Origin of the sequence: Hymenobacter ginkgonis, from assembly GCF_009755225.1 — a bacterium.
GTDB classification, from domain to species: domain Bacteria; phylum Bacteroidota; class Bacteroidia; order Cytophagales; family Hymenobacteraceae; genus Hymenobacter; species Hymenobacter ginkgonis.
On sequence record NZ_WQKZ01000002.1, the window covers coordinates 65,440 to 84,492 of the forward strand.

A 19,053-nucleotide genomic window follows, 5' to 3' on the forward strand; every position below is an offset into this window, starting at 1 on the left:
TTAGTCAGCCAACGGCGCGAGCTAGATGCCTCCCGGTGCTCAGCACGACGTTCTCTTTTGTTAGAGTACGTTTAGCTAGGCGGCTCCGAATCGCAACTTTTCTGCTGATTTTAGCCTTATTCTTGCACAAAATTTTAGCAAAATGGCCAAGGCAAGAACCGTTTATTTCTGTCAGAGTTGCGGCGCACAGTCCGCCAAGTGGATAGGGCGCTGCCCATCGTGCGGCGAGTGGAATACCTACGTCGAAGAAGTTATCCAGAAGGAAACCGTGGCCACTACCACTGGCCAGTGGAAGCCCGCCAGCACCGTGCCCGGTGGCAACGTAAACAAGGCCGCTAAGTCGCGCCCGCTGGCGGATATTCAGCACGAAGAAGAGCCGCGCATCCTTACCCCCGACGGTGAGTTGAACCGCGTGCTAGGCGGCGGCTTGGTGCCGGGCTCTATTGTGCTCATCGGCGGCGAGCCGGGTATTGGCAAGAGCACGCTGATGCTCCAGATTGCCTTGATGATGAAGAAATTGCGCATTCTCTACGTAAGCGGCGAGGAAAGCGAAGCGCAAATAAAAATGCGCGCCGAGCGCTTGGCCGACGGGCAGCACCAGAACTGCTACATCCTCACGGAAACGAATACGCAGAATATCTTCCGGCAAATTGACCAGGTTGAGCCCAATTTGCTAGTTATTGACTCCATTCAGACTATGCACTCGACGCTGGTGGAGAGCGGCGCAGGCTCGGTGAGCCAGGTGCGTGAGTGCACTGCCGAATTTCTCAAATTTGCCAAAGAAACCGGTACACCGGTCCTGCTCATCGGCCACATCACGAAGGACGGCAGCATTGCGGGCCCCAAAATACTGGAGCACATGGTAGACACGGTGCTGCAGTTTGAGGGCGACCGCCACCTGAGCTACCGCATCCTGCGCACCACCAAAAACCGCTTTGGTAGTACTTCTGAGCTAGGTATTTATGAAATGCAGGGCACTGGCTTGCGCCAAGTATCCAACCCTTCCGAAATCTTGCTCTCGCAACGCGCCGAAAGCTTGAGCGGCATGGCCATTGGCGCCACGCTGGAGGGCAACCGCCCGCTGCTGGTAGAAGTGCAGGCCCTCGTAACGCCCGCCACCTACGGCACGCCGCAGCGCAGCAGCACCGGCTTCGATGCCAAGCGCCTGCAAATGCTGCTGGCCGTGCTGGAAAAACGCGCTGGCTTGCGCCTGGGCCAGCACGACGTGTTTCTAAACATCGCGGGCGGCCTGCGCCTCGACGACCCGGCCCTCGACGCGGCCGTGTGCGCAGCAGTGGTATCGTCGCTCAACGACTTGCCCATACCCGGCGATGTATGCTTAGCGGCCGAAGTCGGCCTAAGCGGCGAGATGCGCGCCGTCCCCCGCCTCGACCAGCGCTTGGCCGAGGCTGAGAAGCTCGGTTTCCGCGAAATGTACGTGTCGCAGTTTAATGGCAAAAACCTGGCGGCGCAAGGCACTAGCAGCCTGCAAGTGCGGCCCGTGAGCCGCCTCGACGAGGTACTCAACGGGTTGTTTGGCTAGCTAATTGGCAACGGGCCCGCCGAGCGGGGCGGGCCTAAACTACGCTAAAGGGGGTAGGAAAAACGGGTCTGGATAGGACAGTTATAGCCTTGTCAAAAATTTGGGCTACGGGTGCGCGATACGAGTGAAAATTGTGCCTTATCTTCGGTGCTCTAATTGACTTTTATCGCGAAATCATATAGGTACACGTTTTTAACTTTACGTTCACCTTTGCCGCATTAGACTGCTATTTATTGTACACTATGACACTACGTTTTACTTATATCTTCACCTGGGTTTTAGGCTGTTTTTCGGCATTGAGCGTAGCGGCACAGCCAGCGGCCCCGCGGCCCGCGGCGACTACTGGTATAGCAGTGCTAACGGGTCATATAGCTAACTCTACCACAGATACAATAGCGGTTTCTATCCACGACAGCCCGTTTGACTTAAAGGAGCGCATTAGCTACGCCCACATCAACGAAAAAGGGGACTTTAAGCTCACCGTGCAAGTTAATGGGTCCACTAAGGCCGATTTGGTGTATGGCGACGCGGTGGCCGACCTCTTCTTAGACCCTGGCACCGATATTGACCTCAAGTTTAAAGGGGACGATATGCCGGGCACTATCAAGTTCAAACCCAACGATGTACCTACCGGCTTTACTACCCGCCTCCGCAACGGTGGCAACCTGACCGACGAGCAAAAACATCGCCAGCAAATGGCCAATGCCAATTCTTACTTAGCTGAGTTTGACGAGCAGTTTGTTTCGAACGATGGCTTCCAGGTTCTTCCCGATAACATCCAACTTTATGAGGCACCCTTTATATCCTTTATTGACTACCGTTTAAAGCACGAGCAGAACTTCCTAGAAGACCGCGCCGCCAAGCAGTCTTTTACTATTGATTTTTATAATTATGCCAAGGCGGAGATAAAATATTCTAATGCCAATGACCGCCTCACTTTTGTGGACCTTCGCGAGCAGGTAGTGAACACAGAGGGTCGCCTCACCATGTCGCCAACCTACTACGATTACCTGCGCGACCCCAACCTGATTAACGACCAGACGGCGGTGCAGAACGAGCAGTTTCAAGAGTTTTTGCTCAACTATATTCACTACATGGCGGCGCAGCAGAAACACCTGCGCACCGACCCCGACTTCTACCCTATTTGCTATTCATTGGCTAGCAAGCGCCTCAACGGCGCGTCGCGGCTGCTCACGCTAGGCCGCATCTTGCAGGAGTCGTTCCGCTTCGGGCACGTGCGGCAGTCGGCAGCCATGCTAGCCGACTACCGCGGCCTCGATACCAAGAAATTCTACCTCAACGCGCTGGAGTCGGACTTTAATAAGCACAAGGCGCTAGCTATTGGCGCACCGGCCCCCGATTTTAAGTTGCTATCAGCTACCGGCGATACGGTGAAACTGAGCAGTTTTCAAGGTAAACTGGTGTACCTCAACTTTTGGAAATCGACCAACGGCTTGTGCTTGCGCGATTTACCTTATGCCCAAGACCTCAATAAGCGTTTTGAGGGCAAGAATATCGTTTTCATCAACGTGGCGCTCGACGAGCTTGAAGTGCCGTGGCGGCAGCTGGTTGTAGTGAAAAAACTGCCTGGCGTGCACGTGCGAGCCATCGGCGGCATGCGTTCCGATGTGGCTAAAGCCTACAACCTAAGCGAAGTGCCGACCTACGTGCTGCTGGGCGAAGATGGTACCATTCTCAACGCCAAGCCTAAACGCCTAAGCAGCCGCGCCGCGGTAGACGAGATAAACCAGTCGTTTGGCAAGGCTAGTATGTACACCACGGCCATGTCGCAAATGCCTACCACGACCAGCACGGCCAAATAGCGGCCAGTTTATTCGCGGCCCTACCCCCTTCCTCCTAAACAACCGGCCGCCTGTACCGCTTAGCATGCCGACCTTTACGCTTGCTATGCGTTCCTTACTCCGCGACGGCCTTTCGTTTCTTGGCAAAGCCACTCCTGGCCGCGTGCTCAACGCTGGGCAGGTAGTTGCTTCTTATGTTCTGAGCCGGCTTACGGGGCACGCGCGCGCCTGGGGCTTGCCAGTGGCACTGTCTTTCGAGCCGACCACCAGTTGCAACCTGCGCTGCCCCGAGTGCCCCAGCGGCCTGCGCTCGTTTACGCGGCCTACTGGCATGCTACCGGCCGAGCTGTTCAAGAAGACGATTGATGAAGTGGCCAGCCGGCTGTGGTACCTGATATTTTATTTTCAGGGCGAGCCATATTTGCACCCGCAGTTTCTGGACTTGGTGGAGTATGCCAGCAAGAAAGGCATTTATACGGCTACCAGTACCAACGCGCACTTTCTTAACGACCAGAACGCCCGCCGCACGGTAGAAAGTGGCCTCGACCGCCTCATCATCTCACTCGATGGCACTACCCAGGAAGTATACCAGCAGTACCGGGTAGGCGGCAACCTGGAAAAGGTACTGGCCGGTACTCGCAACGTAGTAAAGTGGCGCAAGGAACTGAATAAGAGCACACCGCGCATTATTTTTCAGTTCCTTGTAGTTCGGCCTAATGAACACCAGATTGAAGATGCCAAAGCTCTGGCCCAAGCAATGGGGGTAGACGATGTGTGGTTTAAAACCGCTCAGATTTACGATTACCAGCAGGGCTCGCCGCTCATCCCAACTATCGACTACTACTCGCGCTACGCCAACAACGGCAATGGCACGTTTAGCCTAAAAAATAAGCTAGTGAATGGCTGCTGGAAAATGTGGCATTCGTGCGTCGTCACCTGGGATGGTAAGGTAGTGCCCTGCTGCTTCGATAAAGACGCCGAATACCGCCTCGGCGATAGCCAGCACGAAAGCTTCCGCGCGCTTTGGCACGGCCAGAAATACAAGGGTTTTCGCCAAGCGCTGCTCAAGGGCCGCGACCAGGTTGAGATGTGCCGCAACTGCACCGAGGGCACCAAAGTATGGGGGTAGAAAAAAAGAGTAGTCAATAATGATTCCCGGCAAGTAACGCACTACTAGATAAGGCATTAATTACCAGGAATCATTAGTAACTATTCCTTATTTTTTGCCTTTCATGAGGTTTTTGCCCAACGATTCAACGTTCAGGATAAACTGGTCAACGTCTTCATTGGCATAGGTGCCGTAGGCCGAGGAAATGGTGCCCTTCGTGCCGTCGTAGGCCTCTATGGCGTACAGGATAGCCATGTCGTCGGGATTGCTTTCGCCTTCGAAGCGGAAATAATCGACAATGGTGACTTCCTCGGGGCTGAAGGTGCGGGCGCTATCGTTGTCCATCGTGTACAGCCGACCTTCTTGCACAGTGAAATCGTGGGTATAGCCTTCGCTATTGAGCTTCTTCTCGACGGTTACGAGAGAGGTCATTTCTTCTTTGTCCTGCATGGCGCTGAAAGTTTTCGTGGGTTCGGTTAGGGTATTGGCCAGAAACAGGCCGCCCCGGCTATACGGAGCCGGGGCGGAAGTGGGTTAGTCGTGGCGCTAGTTTTTAGCGCGGCACTCAGTGGCTGGGCGCACGCGCCTCAATGGTGCGCTGCAACGCCTCAACGTCGAGCGCCGCGCCGCAGGCGCCACCGCAGCCTTTGGCGCAGCCCGCCTGGCCTTTAGCGGCAAAAGCCAGCCAAAATCGGCGACCGATATAAAAAAGCGCCGCGGCAAAAAGCGCCAGAATAATGAGCAGTTGAACGTCCATGATGCGGTTAAAACCGTGGGCAGGAGGGGAAAGTTTACGCAGCTACCCCTTCGCGAAAAGTGCTACGACCGATACCCTTCTTGCCAGTGGCGATGCATTACGGCCTGCATCTCGTCGTGCAGCAAACCGTTGGTGGCAAACGTTTCGCGGCTGAAAACCGGGTCGCCATCTTTGAGCCACTGCGTCACCCTACCCCCTGCTTCGCGCACGAGCAAAATGCCGGCGGCCACGTCGTAGGAATTGATGTTGAATTCGAAGTAGCTGTCGAAGCGCCCACAAGCCACGTAGGCTAGGTCGGTGGCAGCCGAGCCCCAACGGCGGATGCCCCGCGAGTTCTGCATGTACTCGGTGAGGATGCGCAGGTAAGCCTCGATGTGATCGAATTTATAAAATGGCAAGCCCGTCGCAATGAGCGAGTCGTTCATTTTAGCCGCCGAGCTTACGTGGATGGGCTGGTCATTTAGGAAAGCGCCGTGGCCTTGCGCGCCGCGGAAGCACTCGTCGCGGCTCACCTCGTAAACTACGCCCAGCACCGGCTCGTTGCCGCGCGCCAGGGCTACGCTCACTGCGAAGCAGGGTAGGCCGTGGATAAAGTTGGTGGTGCCGTCGAGCGGGTCAATTATCCAGCGGTATTCCACGCTGGCGTCGTCGTTGGCCACGGTGCCTTCCTCGGTTACGAAGCCAGCTTCGGGAAATAGCTTTTGCAGGCCATCGACCAGCATTTTTTCCGACTCCTTATCAACGTACGAAACGAGGTCGTGCAGGCCCTTGGTTACGATTTTTGATTGGTCGAAGCTGCTTACTTGCTCGCGGATAAAAGCGCCGGCCTGGCGGCAGAGGTCGGCAACGGAATAAGAGAGTTGAAGAAGGTCGGGCGTCATGGTGTTTGGAGAAGAATTATCACTAAAGAAAAAGACGGTTTTATCCAAAGTCGAACGTCAGGCGGAGCTTGCCGAAGCATTTCGCTCGCACCGCTTAATGAAGCGGCAGAGATGCTTTGACAAGCTCCGCCTAGCGTTCGCTTTAAAAAATTTACTGCTTCCGCAGCAGCGCCCCTACCCCCGCTCCGAGCAGCAGGAGCACCGCCAGGGCTTGGGCGCCGGGCCCAATGAGCTCGCCGTGCTGGGCGTAGAAGGTGAGCTCCGTATTAAGGTGCACGGTGCCGCGGCTGGCGGTCGGAATCCAGGCGGGCTCACGCTGGTAGACCTCGCCTTTTTGGTTGATAAAACCGGTGAAGCCCGTATTGGCCGCGCGAGCTAGGTCGCGGCGGGTTTCGATGCAGCGCAGGCCGCCATAGGTTAGCAGCTGCCGGTAGCCGGGCGAATCGTGCCACCAGGCGTCGTTGGTGCTCAGGGCCAGCAGCGTGGCGCCGTTGCGAGCGTATTCGCTCACGAAGTCGCCGTAGATGGATTCGTAGCAGATGAGGGGTGCCAAGCGCAAGGCGGACGCGTTGGCGGGCGCCGCAAACACGGTGCGCTCGGTCTGGCTGCCGTAGGAACCCACGAAGCCACCCAAGTCAATGTTACTGAGCACACTGCTGAGGATGGGCGGAATTTTTTCGACCCCCGGCACGAGCCGCGACTTGTGGTAGATGGCCAGCGGCGCGCTGGCGCTGGCAAAGTAGCCAGCGGCGTTGTTGTAGTCGTAATAGCCCACGTCGTCGCGGTGGCGGGCCGTGGCACTGGCCGCCTCCTTGCTCGGGTAGGAATTGATGGTGGTGATGCCCGTGAGCAGGGCCACGCCCGGGTGCCGCCCCAGCCATTCGCGAATGCGCCGGATTCTAAAATCGCTCTCAATGGTGCTTTCCCAAATAGCCTCTTCCAGGGCAGTTTCGGGCCAGATTACCAGCCGCGTGGCGGGCGTGAGGTGCTGCTCCGAGAGGGTGAGATAACGGGTAAGCTGCTCGCTGGGAGGAATAAATTTATCGCCGCCCTCAAATTTCTCTACGTAGGGGTCAAAGTTGGGCTGCACGACAACGACTTCCTCAGTCGGGCCCTTTTCTTGGTAGTTGTGCCCGATGAGGAGGGAAATACCCACTGGCAGCCCAACCGCTACCAGCGGCAGCGCCCAGCGCCAGCGGCGGGACTGGCGGCTAGCTAGGGCCCTTACCCCCCCTCGGCCAAACCAAGCCCAAAATACCAGCAGATTCACGGCCCATACCCAGACCGAGCCGCCCAGAAAACCGGTGTACTCGTACCACTGCACCCATTGCGGCGCGGCCGCGAAGCCATTGCCGAGCGTGAGCCAGGGCCAGGTGAGGTCCCAGTGCAGGTGCAGTTGCTCGAAGGCTATCCAGTAGATGGGCAGCGAGAGGTAGCCCACGCGGTTGCCAAGCCGCTTTTTGGTTTGCCGAAAGGCCATGAGCGGCAGGCACATGAGCAACGCGTTCAGCACTACGGCGGCGATGCCGGCCGGCAAGGAGGAATAGCTTACCCACCAGGTAGTGAGCGCATTCCAACAAAGCAACAGGAAGTAGGTACTGGCAAAAACACGCCGCTTGCGGGCGCCTTGCTGCGTAAGCTGGCGCTCCAGCACTAGGTAGGGCAGCCAGGCGCCAAACAGCAGCAGCGACGGCCACGCGGAGGGGTAGGGCACCCAGCCGCCCGAGAGCAGCAGGGCCCCCAACACCACCAGCACCACCGGCTGCTGCCAGAAACTGGTCGGCGTAGCCAGGCGGCTAGTCGTTGGCCTCGGGGTCGTCGTCGGTTGCGTCGGCGTCATCGTTGTCGTATTTGCTGCTGCGTTCGGTTCGTTCTTGTTTGGCACCTTCTACTACCAATACTATTTCGCCCTTAATGGCGGGGCGGGCCGCCAGGGTAGCGGCCAGCTCGCCCAAAGTAGCGGTGAGGGTTTCTTCAAAAAGCTTGGTCAGCTCGCGGCTGACGGAGGCGGGCCGCTCGGGGCCAAAAACTTCGGCCAGTTGCGTAAGCGTTTTCACGATGCGGTGCGGCGACTCGTAAAAAATCAACGTTCGGGTTTCGCTTGCTAGTTCGCGCAGGCGAGTTTGGCGGCCTTTTTTCACGGGCAAAAACCCTTCAAACGAAAACCGCTCGGCCCCGAAGCCCGATTTTAGCAGGGCCGGCACGAAGGCCGTGGCACCGGGCAGGCATTCTACCCGCAGCCCCTGGGCCAGGCACTCGCGCACCAGCAAAAAGCCGGGGTCGGAGATGCCGGGCGTGCCCGCGTCGGAGATGAGGGCCATGCGCTCGCCCTTGGCCAGGCGTTCGAGCAGGCGCGGCACTACCTGGTGCTCGTTGTGCAGGTGGTAGGCTTGCAGCGGTTTTTTTAACTCGAGGTGTTGCAGCAGGCGGCCGCTGGTGCGGGTGTCTTCGCAGAGCACCAGGTCTACTTCGCCCAGCGTTCGGATGGCCCGCAGCGTGATGTCTTCGAGGTTGCCAATGGGGGTAGGCACTAGGGTGAGGGCAGCGGCTTCGGGCATAAAGCAAAGGTAGGGCTGAGGCGAATGAGTGCAGGAGCGAGCCAACTGCTGCCCAGCAGTTGGCTCGCTCCTGCTTTAGGACTTGAAAAACCCAAACGGCCAAACCTAAGTACACACCTCTACCATTTGCTTAGCTTTCCTACCCTTATGTCTGTCGACCCCAACAACCGTCCCATCCGCGTCATCAACGACGATACGACCGAAGAAGAATTTGCCGCTGGCTTGCGCATTCCGAATGCCGACCCGCCTAAAAACGAGAAGGCGCGCGGCGGCTTTGGCAACCGCGAGGGCAAAGAGGGCTACGGCACCGACAGCAGCGAGGGCATTACGGCCACCGCCATGAATGCTCGCACCGATGCGCCCGACGATCAGCAGCCCGGTGACAACATGCGCACCGCTGGCGAAGGCGCCGACCAGCGCCGCGACCAGGACTTACCTAGCCCCGATGACGAGCGCGACGACGACGGCCGCCGCCCCCACCGGGGCCCCGTAGACGAGATTGAAGCCGACGATATGCGCGGTGGCCCCGACGAAATGGAGGATGCCGACTCGCACGTGGGCATGGGCCAAATGGCTCCCAAGTCACCCGCCGCCATCACGGGCACCGACACTAACGCGGAGCTGACCGACCCTGGCGCGCAAGACTCGGCCATCGACCAAGGATTTTAGTTGAGTTATGAATAGAAAGTATGAGCCGTGAATTGCTTCCAGGCTCGTTATTTTCTATTCGCGACTCATAATTTTCAACTCATATTTTCTTTTCAATAGCATGGCTGACCATAAATCAAGCAAGCAGGGCGAGTCGCATCAGGGCGGCCCCAACGTAGCCAAGCAAGCCGCTGGCACGGGTGAAGACAACGACACCCAGCGCGACGAGAAGACCGAAAAGCGCCTGCAAGAAGACGCTAAGGATGCCCCCGTAACGCACCCTAACCGCCACTAGCCTAAACCCTGGCTACCTAGGGGAATTGTTTTTACTACTTACTACTACTCCTATGTCTACCCACCACCAAGAGCAGAACAAACAGTCGCAGACCAACAAAAACCAAGCTGGCTTGCCCGAGCAAAGCAAAGCTGACGCCCTGCCCGCCGGCAACCTCGACGAAGCCACCGAAGAGCGCCTCGAAGATGAAGCCCAGGATGCAGGCACCACGCACCCCAACCGTGGCCACAATAAACCCGACAACGGCAAAGGCAGCTACGCCTAGTTTTTGCTGCTCGACTAGTGAAATACTTAGCCCCGTGCCCTTGGCCGGGGCTTTTTCGTAGCTAATCTTTTGTCCACCTATACGCTCTTTATTTGCTCATGGCCCGCCGCTTTGCCGCTACTGATTTGCATGGTTGCTTGCGCACTTTCCGCTACTTGGTGGAAGAAAAACTGCGCTTGCAACCTACTGACACGCTCTACTTGCTGGGCGACTACGTAAATAAAGGTCCCGATAGCGGCGGCATGCTCGACTACCTTCTGTATCTGCAAGCTGCTGGCTACCAAGTATACTGCCTGCGCGGCAACCACGAGCAGGAGTTGCTTGACGCCGCTCATGGCCACCACGAAAAAATGTGGCTCACGGCCGCCGAACGGGAGATGACGCTTACCAGCTTCGGCATATCGGCGGTGGCCGACCTGCCGGCCAAGTACCTGACCTGGCTAGCAGCCCTGCCCTACGAACTAGAGCTGCCCGGTTTTGTGCTGGTGCACGCGGGCTACAACTTTGCCCTGCCCCCTGCTGCCATGCGCCGCGATTATTACACCATGCTCAATACCAAGAGCTTCGTATTTGACCCTTCGCGCCTGGCGGGCAAGCGCTTGCTGCACGGCCACGTCCCTACCCCCCTAGCCACGGTGCAAGCCCAGGTAGCCGCCCGCGCCGGAGCCATCTGCCTCGACGCGGGCGGCGTGTTCCGCCACAACCCCGAGCTGCGCCACCTTGTGGCACTCGACCTCGATAGCTGGGAGCTGCACCGAGCTGAGAACCGCGAGGAGCCCTACCCCATCGCGCAGCGCTGAGCTTTAGCTCTGCCCATTCGGTAGAGGTGCGCGGGCACCCTACCCTCCTATTGGCGGCCCAGCGGCGGCCACCGGGGTGCCGCTTTTAAGTAATAGTTGCCGAATGGCCGCCATGTGGGCGAGCAATACCACCGGCACCACCAAGGCAGGCAACCAATTAAACGGAAAATACAGAATAGCCACGTTAGGCTGCTCGAATGCCAGGCGCTGAAACGGCGAGGGCGCCGACAGTACCGCCGTTACGACGATATGGAAGAGCAAGCCCAAGCCCACAACATTCCACAGCAGCAACCCGCGCGTACCCAAGCGCTGCCGCCGAACGAAGTAGTACACCGCTGGGGCGCTTAAACCCATTAATATATCCCAATTTCGGCCTGCAAATGTCATCTCGCGCGGAACGGCTTGGTGCAAGTACAACCCAAACAGTACCAGCTCTACCGGCAGGCGCACTACGTGCAGCAGGGTGAGGGTAGCGAGGTGCAGGCCATCGAGGTAGCGCCGGCCGCGGGCCGTGCCCACCAGCGCCAGCAGCAGCGCCCCGGGTGGTAGCAATAGCAAGGCCAGCCGCGGCGGCCAGCCCGTAGCCACCGTGTAAAAGCCACTCAGCGCGCAAGCACCCTGCACTAACAGCCACATCAGCAGCACAAACAGGGTGCGCCCCGAGCGATGCGACGCGTAGTACAGCAGCCCAATCGCCAGGGCTGTGACGAGACCAAAAGCCAAGCTGAGGAAAGACGGAACAGAGGGTAGCATGGCAGCGCGCAAGTAAGTGAAATTGCCTTGCAAAGGAATCGGCGCCACCGGGGCCGCCACTTGCCAAATGACAAGAACTGCTGCTAACCAGCTATTTTCTGGCCAGGCCCTTTCGGATACGGCTGAGCGAAGTGTCCGTGATACCTAAGTAAGACGCAATGTGCCGCAGCGGAGCGTGCTGCACTACTTCGGGGTTTGTTCGTAGCAAATTTTCGTAGCGGGCCGCAGCCGGCTCGGTGATGGTGGCCAGCATCCGCATTTTGAGGGCAGCAAAGCCCCGCACCAGCATAGAGCGGCCAAATTCCCGGAACTCGGGGCGAGCATGAAACAGCGCATTCAGCTGCGCATACGTGATGCTCCAGCCCTGGCAAGCGGTGAGGGCCTGCACGTATTCTTGCGAGGGCGTGCGCTGAAAAAAGGACGCTACTTCAAAAACCACTTGCCCACTCGCGTAGAAGGCCGTTGTTACCTCGTTGCCGTCCGTGTCGTGGGCGAAGGCTCGTAAAACGCCTGTGCTCAGAAAAAAGTAATCGTCGCTGATTTTCCCCGCTTGCAGCAAAAAGTCGTTTTTGCCAAGCACCTTGGGGCTAAACTCCTCGGCTATATCCGCCGCCTGTGCAGCCGTGATAAAGCCGGTGCTTTGCAGAAATAAGCGTAATTTATCGTTGGGCATAGTAAAATAATCAGTTACCAAGCCCGGCCTAGCCACCGTGCTGCAACATACATTTCACCGGTAGTCGGGGCGGCGCAACTGGGGGTGGCTAGCCAGCCGGGGCGGTGGCATCCTACCTGGTGGCAAGCTAAAGCTTACCGCACTACTGTAGCTCGTCGTACTTTTGAGTCTATGCAAGCTACTGCCCCAACTGCCGCCCCCGCCGCCGTGCACGACGCCACCATTTTCGCCCTCATCGAGCAGGAGCGCCAGCGCCAAACCCACGGCCTCGAACTCATTGCCTCCGAAAACTACGTCTCCAACCAAGTGATGGCAGCGCAAGGCTCGGTGCTGACCAACAAGTACGCCGAGGGCTTGCCCGGCAAGCGCTACTACGGTGGCTGCGAAATAGTTGACCAGATTGAGCAGCTGGCTATCGACCGCATCAAAGAACTGTTTGGGGTGGCGTGGGCCAACGTGCAGCCGCATTCCGGCGCCCAGGCCAACGCGGCCGTGATGCTGGCCTGCCTCAACCCCGGCGACAAAATATTGGGCTTCGACCTAAGCCACGGCGGCCACCTCACGCACGGCTCGGCAGTTAATTTTTCGGGCAAATTGTATCAGCCCAGTTTTTATGGGGTAGAGAAAGAAACCGGCCTCATCGACTGGGACAAAGTAGTGGATACCGCCCGCCGCGAGCGGCCCAAGCTCATCATCTGCGGGGCCTCGGCGTACTCGCGCGATTGGAACTATGCTGCCCTGCGCCGCGCCGCCGACGAGGTGGGCGCCCTGCTGCTGGCCGACATTTCGCACCCCGCTGGCCTCATCGCCAAGGGTTTGCTCAACAATCCGTTCGAGCACTGCCACATCGTCACCACTACTACCCACAAAACCCTGCGCGGCCCGCGCGGCGGCCTCATTTTGCTGGGCCAGGACTTCGATAACCCCTTCGGCCTGAAAACGCCCAAGGGCGAAACTCGCACGATGTCGGCTGTGCTCGATTCGGCCGTGTTCCCCGGTACGCAGGGGGGGCCGCTCGAGCACGTGATTGCTGCTAAGGCTGTCGCCTTTGGCGAGGCGCTAGGCGAGAGCTATACCAAGTACACGCACCAAGTTCAAAAAAATGCTCAGGCGTTGGCCAAGGAATTTCTGAGCCGCGGCTACCATATTATTTCGGGCGGCACCGACAACCACTTGATGCTCATTGACCTGCGCTCGAAGGGCCTCACCGGCAAGCTGGCCGAAAACACCCTGGTGCAGGCCGATATCACCATCAACAAAAACATGGTGCCCTTCGACGACAAGTCGCCTTTTGTGACGAGCGGCATCCGGATTGGCTCGGCCGCCGTAACTACCCGCGGGCTGGTCGAAACCGACATGGTGCGCATTGTTGAGCTCATCGACGAGGCGCTTACCCACCACGCCGACGCCGCCCGCATCACAGGCGTGCGCCACCAGGTCAACGAGTGGCTGCAAGGCTACCCGCTGTTTCAAGCGTAAAGCCGTATAAGGCTGTTAGGCGGGTTAAGCCGTGTAAAAGCCGTCTGTCCTTGCGAGCGCAACGAAGTGGAGCGCGGCAATCCTTCCTTGTCGTCTGCCCTACTGTGCGCACGGAAAGGAAAGATTGCCGCGCTCCACTTCGTTGCGCTCGCAAGGACAACCAATTACTAACTATCTCATTATCCAAGCTTTGGCTTCCCCCACTCAACAATTTCAGCAGAACCGTGCCGCCGCCGAAGGCGAAGCGGAGATGTCTTTTATCGACCACCTGGAGGCCCTGCGCTGGCACATCATCCGGGCCGCTATTGCGGTGGTAGTCTTTTCATTAGTCGCATTTTTTTCGAAGGAGTTTCTGTTTCACACGCTGATTTTGGGGCCGTCGCGCTCCGATTTCTGGACCTACCGCATGCTCTGCAAGTTGGGCACTATGGTAGGCTCGGCCGATGCGTGCACGAACCAAGTCAACTTTATTATCCAGAACCGGGAGATGAGTGGGCAGCTCGCCATGCACATCAGCACCTCCTTTATGGCAGGTATCTGCCTGACCTTTCCCTACTTATTTTGGGAATTGTGGCGCTTTATCAAGCCGGGTCTTTACCCGCACGAACGCCAAAACTCGCGGGGGGCGGTTTTTTTCGTGTCGGTGCTGTTCATCTTGGGGCTGCTTTTTGGCTACTACATCGCGGCTCCCTTGAGTATCAACTTTCTGGCGTCATACACAGTCGACTCCAGCATTGAAAACCAGATTGACTTACAGAGCTACCTGAGCACGCTCACCACGATGACGATTTCGTGCGCTTTCGTCTTTGAACTGCCCATGATAGTGTTCTTCCTGGCTAAAGCTGGGTTAGTAACGCCCGAAATTATGCGGCTCTACCGCAAGCATGCCATCGTAGTTATTCTCATTATTGCCGCTGTCATTACCCCCCCCGATGTAACGGCCCAGATTATTGTCACTATCCCCATTTTACTACTCTACGAGCTGAGCATTCACATTGCCCACATCGTGCGCCGCGACCGTACTGCGTCGCTCAATGCCGAACTGGCGCGCAACCAAGCTGCCAACAACGTCTAGATAGCCGCTCGCTAATATCCTATTAAAAAAGCTCTTGCCGTAACTAGCAGGAGCTTTTTTGTTTGGTAAACGGTACTGCGGTGGCTAGCGCTGATACACCCCCGGGCGGCCAGCTACTGCCTTATAAGGCCCAAAGAGGGTAGGCAGCAGGTGGCGCAGCTGCGGCACCAAACCTTGCTGGTCGATAATGTAGCTAGGAGGTTGCGGGCCTAGATTACGCGCCACGCGCACTACGGCGGCGTACTCATTCAAGTGGTTGAAATCAACTTGCGCTAGGGGCCAGTCGAGGTAAGGCTGGGCGGCAGGGTGGTCGAGGAAAGGCCGGCGGTCGGGGCCCAGCACTAGCACCGCTCGGCCGGGCGCGAGGCGGACGTAGGCACGGGCAGGCTGCGGGGCCAGCTCGCTTTCGGCGGGTAGGCGCAGCAGCGTTTGCAAGCCCGGCACCTGCGCCCGGTAGCGCAGGGCTACCACACTGCCGAGCAGCAGCAGAAACACCAACTCGGGCAGCCAGCCCAAGCGGCCAGGCACTTTTTGCCACAAAAACAAGCTGAAATACGTGAGTGGTGGCAGCAGCAGTACCGCCGAACCCGGTGCTACCCCCTTGCCCACGGCTAACACTGCCAGCGCTAGCAGCATCCACACCAACATTAATTGTCGAAACTTGGCCTGAAAAACCAGCCCTAAGGCCGTAGCACCCGCGCGCAGCAAACCCAGCAGCAGCAGCAACACTGGCAACGCCAGCAGCGGCCACGCCACGGCGGGCGGCATGCCATCAAGGCCAGCTACGCCTTGGCCCAAGCCCCGTTCAAGGTGCTGATGCGCAAAATTGGGCAACGCGCCTACGTACAGAAACACGGTGGCTACCAGCGCGTAGGGCGATAAAAACCCGCAAACCAGCAGCAAGGCGCTCCGAAACGAGTTGGCCGCAAAGATGAGCACCGCAAATAGCCCCAGCCCCACAAAAAGCGCCAGCGGCAGGTAGCAAAGCGCCGCTAATCCAATTAAAAAACCCGCCCGAAACAGGCGCCGGTTGTCATAGCCCTCGCGCGAAGTAGGCAGTAACGCACTGAGGGCGAAGATGATAAACGTATGCCCCAATAACAGCGGCGACAGCGTATCGAGGTCCGTAGTGAGGCTAGCCACCACCAGGTAGGTGAGGCCCGCCAGGTACCCGCGCTCGGGGTGCACATCGGCCCGGTTGAGCACCGCATTGAGGCGCAGGGCTTGGGTGAGCAGCAGCAGCAGCGCCAGCGCCCGGTAGAGCAGCACCGGCCGGTCCCAGGCCAGCTGAAGCACGCCGCCCGCGGCGGCGGCGAGCGGCGCAGTGCCATCGTAGAGGTCGCGGTAGGGCCAGGCCCCGGCCCCTACCCCCTCGCCCAGCAGCAACAGGCGCAGCTCGGCCGCCGACACGGGCAGGCCAAACCAAATCAGCGGTAGGCGCAGTGCTAGCACGAGCACCAGCAGCACTAGCAGTTGCGCTGGCAAAGAGCTTTTAAAGAAGCGAAGCAAGAGAAAGGCCTACAAAGTCAGTATTAATGCCCGCAAAGGTCGTATCAGATGGGGTTTGGCCCTACCCCTTGCTTTGGGGGCCGGCACCTAGCAACTTACCCCCGTACCTTTGCAGCTTATTATGGAAAGCAAACGACAGCAAAAAATGGCCAGCCTGCTGCAACAGGAGCTGGCCCAGGTGCTCCAGCGCGACCTGCCGCACCTTTTTGGCGGGGGCTTGGTGCCCAGCATCAGCGCCGTGAGTGTGACGCCCGACCTCGCCGTGGCCCGCGTGCACCTAAGCCTATTGCTCGGAGGCGACGCGGCCGAGCGGGTGGAGGCCATTCGCGAGCACACCAAAGAAATTCGCTTCGCCCTAGGCAAGCGCATTCGCAAGCAGGTGCGGGTAGTGCCTGAGCTTACTTTTTACCACGACGACAGTGCCGCCTACGCCTCGCACATGGACAAAGTGCTCAGCCAGCTCGATATTCCGCCAGCCCCGCCCGAAGAACAGGAAGATAAGCCCGAAACGCCGCGCCCGCGTCTCTTCAATCCCAAGGATGACGAATAGCTTTTTAACTGCTTTTTTTAAATAGTTAAAAAGCTGTTTTCTAACTCATAACGCCTACCTCTCCTTGTACTACGACCCGATTAAGCGCAGCTTGGGCAACGTCTTCAACCGGACGCCGTGGCTGCGGCGCGTATTTTACCACCTGCTCGACTTGCTGCTGCTGCGCACCTGGCACGTGCACCGCGAGCTGCGCCAGTGGGCCAAAGGCCGCACCCGCGAGCCGCTCGACATTCTGGATGCCGGCGCCGGCTACGGGCAGTATAGCTACTGGCTGAGTGGCCTGAGTGCGAAGTGGCACATCTTGGCCGTTGATGTGAAAGAGGAGCAGGTGGTTGACTCCAACCAATTTTTTAGGGCTATAGGCCGGCCACAGGTGCAGTTTGCGGTGCAGGATTTGGTGCTGTATCAAGAGCCTAATTCGTTCGACTTGGCGCTGTCGGTGGATGTGATGGAGCACATTCTGGAAGACGTGGAGGTGTTCCGCAACATCCACGCTTCACTTAAAGATGGCGGCATGCTGCTCATCTCTACCCCCTCCGACCAAGGCGGGTCTGATGTGCACGCCGACTCCGAAACGAGCTTTATTGAGGAGCACGTGCGCGACGGCTACAACATCCACGAGATTCAGCAGAAGCTGCGCACCGCTGGTTTCGAGCGCATTGAAGCCCGCTATAGCTACGGCGAGCCGGGCCAGATTTCGTGGCGCCTCAGCATGAAATACCCTATTTTGATGCTCGGCAAGTCGCGCCTGTTCTTTATTCTGCTACCCTTCTACTACGCTGTAGTGTTCCCGTTCTGTCTGCTGCTCAACTGGTTTGATGCGCGTACCATGCACGACTCGGGCACTGGCCTCATCGTGAAAGCCTGGAAATAGGACCACGGATTAACGGGGATTTTAACGGATTGCACGGATTTTGTGGACGGCGCCGGGTCATCCCTTTGCCGCGCAAAAGAAGAGTAAGCGGAACGAAGACGAGTGTATAAGGAAAAGTAAAGACTGAGGCCAGCTAGCGCCAGCCTGCGCCCGGCAAGTGGATAATCGTCCATAAAAACCGTGCAATCCGTTAAAACCCCCGTTAATCCGTGGTCTTGTGAACGTACCTCTCCTCATTGCCCGGCGCTATTTCCTTTCCAAGAAGAAGCGTAACATCATCACCATCATCTCCAACATTTCGATGGTGGGGGTAGCGGTGGGCACTATGGCGCTCATTATTGTGCTGTCGGTGTTCAACGGGCTCGAAGACTTGGTGCGCTCGCTGTATGGCAAATCCGACCCCAGCCTGGTTATTTCGGCTCGGGAGGGCAAGTCGTTTTCCGTTGATACCCTGCTGATTACGAAAGTGCAGAACACGCCCGGCGTGGCACTGCTGACCGAAGTAATCGAAGACAACGCCCTGCTGCAATACCACGACCGCCAAATGGTAGTGAAAATGAGAGGTTTATCCGAGAATTATTTCGGCCAAAGCCCTATCGACTCCAACCTCATCGCCGGCGACCACCGCCTGCGTCGGGGCGAGCGCGAATACGCCTTAGTGGGCGAAGGCGTGCAGCACGAGCTGAGTATTACCCTTGACAACCGCCTCGCGCCTCTGCACTTGCTCTACCCCCGCCAGGAGCCCGGACGCAAGACCTTGAACATCAATCCCGAGAAAGCCTTTAACGAGCAGGATATCCTAGCTGGCGGCATTTTCCAGATTGAGCAACACCTCGACGACAGCTACCTATTTGTGCCCCTGAGCTTTGCGCAGCGCCTACTGGGATATGGCAACCGCCGCACGGCGCTCTACGTGCACGTAGGCGCCAGCTTCAAGACCGATGATGTGAAGGACGACCTGCGCGACCGACTCGGCAAAGGTTTCACGGTGCTCGACTCCGACGAGCAGCACGTGAGCCTGCTCAAGGCTATCAAAATCGAGAAATTATTCGTGTTTATCACCTTCGCCTTTATTCTACTTATTGCCTCGCTCAACATCTTTTTTTCGCTCTCGATGCTGGTCATCGACAAGCGCAAAGACATTGCCGTGCTGCTGGCCATCGGGGCGGGTGAGAAAACGGTGCGGCAGGCGTTTTTGCTGGTAGGCGCTATTGTGGCGCTGGTAGGCGCCTTCACCGGGCTTATTTTAGGCGTTACTATTTGCTGGATTCAGCAAACATTTCACGTGGTAAGCATGGGTATGGCCACAAGCATCGTCGACTCGTATCCGGTAAAAATGCAAGCCTCGGACATCTTCTTTATTTCTTTGGCCATCATCTCCATAACGCTGGCCGTTTCCATTCGCCCAGCCCTAAATGCGGGCCGCATGGAAATTCGGGAAAACCTCTAAACTGGCAGCAAACTGCCGAAAATAAAAGCTGGC

General features: G+C 57.9%; 20 protein-coding genes. 12 read left to right on the forward strand and 8 right to left on the reverse strand.

All coding sequences use genetic code 11. From position 1 onward, the window contains the following. Window positions 1-142 precede the first annotated feature (142 nt). The 3 genes from radA to GO988_RS06090 all read left to right on the forward strand — a co-directional run bounded on the left by radA (window position 143) and on the right by GO988_RS06090 (window position 4,474). Window positions 143-1,543, forward strand: a complete 1,401-nt coding sequence (gene radA / locus GO988_RS06080; protein ID WP_157563046.1) for a DNA repair protein RadA — start codon at window positions 143-145, stop codon at window positions 1,541-1,543. A gap of 242 nt (window positions 1,544-1,785) precedes the next feature. Continuing rightward, on the forward strand, window positions 1,786-3,366 hold the full coding sequence (locus tag GO988_RS06085) for a TlpA family protein disulfide reductase (RefSeq protein ID WP_157563051.1): 1,581 nt from the start codon (window positions 1,786-1,788) through the stop codon (window positions 3,364-3,366). 85 nt (window positions 3,367-3,451) lie between these two features. Further along, a complete protein-coding gene (locus GO988_RS06090; protein WP_157563054.1) occupies window positions 3,452-4,474 on the forward strand; it encodes an SPASM domain-containing protein in 1,023 nt (340 codons plus the stop codon). Between the two features lie 87 nt (window positions 4,475-4,561). On the opposite strand, the gene GO988_RS06095 is transcribed toward GO988_RS06090, so the two are convergent. From GO988_RS06095 to rsmI, 5 genes are all read right to left on the reverse strand, one after another. Further along, window positions 4,562-4,903, reverse strand: coding sequence for a hypothetical protein (locus GO988_RS06095; protein WP_157563057.1), 342 nt, complete (start codon window positions 4,901-4,903; stop codon window positions 4,562-4,564). A gap of 115 nt (window positions 4,904-5,018) precedes the next feature. Then, window positions 5,019-5,210 (reverse strand): FeoB-associated Cys-rich membrane protein, encoded by a 192-nt coding sequence (locus tag GO988_RS06100; RefSeq protein ID WP_157563060.1) that lies wholly within the window; start codon window positions 5,208-5,210, stop codon window positions 5,019-5,021. 62 nt (window positions 5,211-5,272) lie between these two features. Next, window positions 5,273-6,091 carry an inositol monophosphatase family protein gene (locus GO988_RS06105; protein WP_157563062.1) on the reverse strand — a complete coding sequence of 273 codons (819 nt, stop codon included), beginning with the start codon at window positions 6,089-6,091 and terminating at the stop codon, window positions 5,273-5,275. 151 nt (window positions 6,092-6,242) lie between these two features. Continuing rightward, window positions 6,243-7,931 carry an apolipoprotein N-acyltransferase gene (gene lnt / locus GO988_RS06110; RefSeq protein ID WP_157563064.1) on the reverse strand — a complete coding sequence of 563 codons (1,689 nt, stop codon included), beginning with the start codon at window positions 7,929-7,931 and terminating at the stop codon, window positions 6,243-6,245. Next, on the reverse strand, window positions 7,888-8,649 hold the full coding sequence (gene rsmI / locus GO988_RS06115) for a 16S rRNA (cytidine(1402)-2'-O)-methyltransferase (RefSeq protein ID WP_157563065.1): 762 nt from the start codon (window positions 8,647-8,649) through the stop codon (window positions 7,888-7,890). Before rsmI ends, lnt begins: the two co-directional genes overlap by 44 nt. A 147-nt stretch (window positions 8,650-8,796) precedes the next feature. Between rsmI and GO988_RS06120 the strand changes: the two genes are divergently transcribed. The 4 genes from GO988_RS06120 (at window position 8,797) to GO988_RS06135 (ending at window position 10,657) form a co-directional block, all read left to right on the forward strand. Next, entirely contained in the window at window positions 8,797-9,318 is a 522-nt protein-coding gene (locus GO988_RS06120; RefSeq protein ID WP_157563067.1) for a hypothetical protein, read from the forward strand. Between the two features lie 100 nt (window positions 9,319-9,418). Next, a complete protein-coding gene (locus GO988_RS06125; protein ID WP_157563069.1) occupies window positions 9,419-9,592 on the forward strand; it encodes a hypothetical protein in 174 nt (57 codons plus the stop codon). Between the two features lie 52 nt (window positions 9,593-9,644). After that, window positions 9,645-9,857, forward strand: coding sequence for a hypothetical protein (locus GO988_RS06130; RefSeq protein WP_157563071.1), 213 nt, complete (start codon window positions 9,645-9,647; stop codon window positions 9,855-9,857). 98 nt (window positions 9,858-9,955) lie between these two features. Beyond that, entirely contained in the window at window positions 9,956-10,657 is a 702-nt protein-coding gene (locus GO988_RS06135) for a metallophosphoesterase family protein (RefSeq protein WP_157563072.1), read from the forward strand. 39 nt (window positions 10,658-10,696) lie between these two features. On the opposite strand, the gene GO988_RS06140 is transcribed toward GO988_RS06135, so the two are convergent. Beyond that, entirely contained in the window at window positions 10,697-11,410 is a 714-nt protein-coding gene (locus GO988_RS06140) for a hypothetical protein (protein WP_157563074.1), read from the reverse strand. Between the two features lie 91 nt (window positions 11,411-11,501). Continuing rightward, window positions 11,502-12,083 (reverse strand): Crp/Fnr family transcriptional regulator, encoded by a 582-nt coding sequence (locus tag GO988_RS06145; protein WP_157563075.1) that lies wholly within the window; start codon window positions 12,081-12,083, stop codon window positions 11,502-11,504. Between the two features lie 171 nt (window positions 12,084-12,254). Here GO988_RS06145 and GO988_RS06150 point away from each other — a divergent pair, with 171 nt between their 5' ends. Further along, the gene (locus tag GO988_RS06150) at window positions 12,255-13,562 is read left to right on the forward strand and encodes a serine hydroxymethyltransferase (RefSeq protein WP_157563078.1); all 1,308 of its coding nucleotides are present in this window, start codon (window positions 12,255-12,257) and stop codon (window positions 13,560-13,562) included. 190 nt (window positions 13,563-13,752) lie between these two features. Beyond that, window positions 13,753-14,637 carry a twin-arginine translocase subunit TatC gene (gene tatC / locus GO988_RS06155; RefSeq protein WP_232341430.1) on the forward strand — a complete coding sequence of 295 codons (885 nt, stop codon included), beginning with the start codon at window positions 13,753-13,755 and terminating at the stop codon, window positions 14,635-14,637. 84 nt (window positions 14,638-14,721) lie between these two features. Here tatC and GO988_RS06160 read toward each other — a convergent pair whose 3' ends face one another. Then, window positions 14,722-16,122, reverse strand: coding sequence for a hypothetical protein (locus GO988_RS06160; protein ID WP_157563081.1), 1,401 nt, complete (start codon window positions 16,120-16,122; stop codon window positions 14,722-14,724). Window positions 16,123-16,267: 145 nt separating this feature from the next. Between GO988_RS06160 and GO988_RS06165 the strand changes: the two genes are divergently transcribed. From GO988_RS06165 to GO988_RS06175, 3 genes are all read left to right on the forward strand, one after another. Next, entirely contained in the window at window positions 16,268-16,696 is a 429-nt protein-coding gene (locus tag GO988_RS06165) for a ribosome-binding factor A (protein WP_157563084.1), read from the forward strand. A gap of 64 nt (window positions 16,697-16,760) precedes the next feature. Further along, entirely contained in the window at window positions 16,761-17,570 is an 810-nt protein-coding gene (locus GO988_RS06170) for a class I SAM-dependent methyltransferase (protein WP_157563087.1), read from the forward strand. A 217-nt stretch (window positions 17,571-17,787) separates the two neighbouring features. Further along, window positions 17,788-19,020, forward strand: a complete 1,233-nt coding sequence (locus GO988_RS06175; RefSeq protein WP_317164806.1) for an ABC transporter permease — start codon at window positions 17,788-17,790, stop codon at window positions 19,018-19,020. Window positions 19,021-19,053: the final 33 nt, after the last annotated feature.

Bases quoted from the DNA above. Each gene is read 5' to 3' on its own strand.
- radA (WP_157563046.1), top strand. From the start codon at position 143: ATGGCCAAGGCAAGAACCGTTTATTTCTGTCAGAGTTGCGGCGCACAG.
- GO988_RS06085 (WP_157563051.1), top strand. From the start codon at position 1,786: ATGACACTACGTTTTACTTATATCTTCACCTGGGTTTTAGGCTGTTTT.
- GO988_RS06090 (WP_157563054.1), top strand. From the start codon at position 3,452: ATGCGTTCCTTACTCCGCGACGGCCTTTCGTTTCTTGGCAAAGCCACT.
- GO988_RS06095 (WP_157563057.1), bottom strand. From the start codon at position 4,903: ATGCAGGACAAAGAAGAAATGACCTCTCTCGTAACCGTCGAGAAGAAG.
- GO988_RS06100 (WP_157563060.1), bottom strand. From the start codon at position 5,210: ATGGACGTTCAACTGCTCATTATTCTGGCGCTTTTTGCCGCGGCGCTT.
- GO988_RS06105 (WP_157563062.1), bottom strand. From the start codon at position 6,091: ATGACGCCCGACCTTCTTCAACTCTCTTATTCCGTTGCCGACCTCTGC.
- lnt (WP_157563064.1), bottom strand. From the start codon at position 7,931: ATGACGCCGACGCAACCGACGACGACCCCGAGGCCAACGACTAGCCGC.
- rsmI (WP_157563065.1), bottom strand. From the start codon at position 8,649: ATGCCCGAAGCCGCTGCCCTCACCCTAGTGCCTACCCCCATTGGCAAC.
- GO988_RS06120 (WP_157563067.1), top strand. From the start codon at position 8,797: ATGTCTGTCGACCCCAACAACCGTCCCATCCGCGTCATCAACGACGAT.
- GO988_RS06125 (WP_157563069.1), top strand. From the start codon at position 9,419: ATGGCTGACCATAAATCAAGCAAGCAGGGCGAGTCGCATCAGGGCGGC.
- GO988_RS06130 (WP_157563071.1), top strand. From the start codon at position 9,645: ATGTCTACCCACCACCAAGAGCAGAACAAACAGTCGCAGACCAACAAA.
- GO988_RS06135 (WP_157563072.1), top strand. From the start codon at position 9,956: ATGGCCCGCCGCTTTGCCGCTACTGATTTGCATGGTTGCTTGCGCACT.
- GO988_RS06140 (WP_157563074.1), bottom strand. From the start codon at position 11,410: ATGCTACCCTCTGTTCCGTCTTTCCTCAGCTTGGCTTTTGGTCTCGTC.
- GO988_RS06145 (WP_157563075.1), bottom strand. From the start codon at position 12,083: ATGCCCAACGATAAATTACGCTTATTTCTGCAAAGCACCGGCTTTATC.
- GO988_RS06150 (WP_157563078.1), top strand. From the start codon at position 12,255: ATGCAAGCTACTGCCCCAACTGCCGCCCCCGCCGCCGTGCACGACGCC.
- GO988_RS06165 (WP_157563084.1), top strand. From the start codon at position 16,268: ATGGAAAGCAAACGACAGCAAAAAATGGCCAGCCTGCTGCAACAGGAG.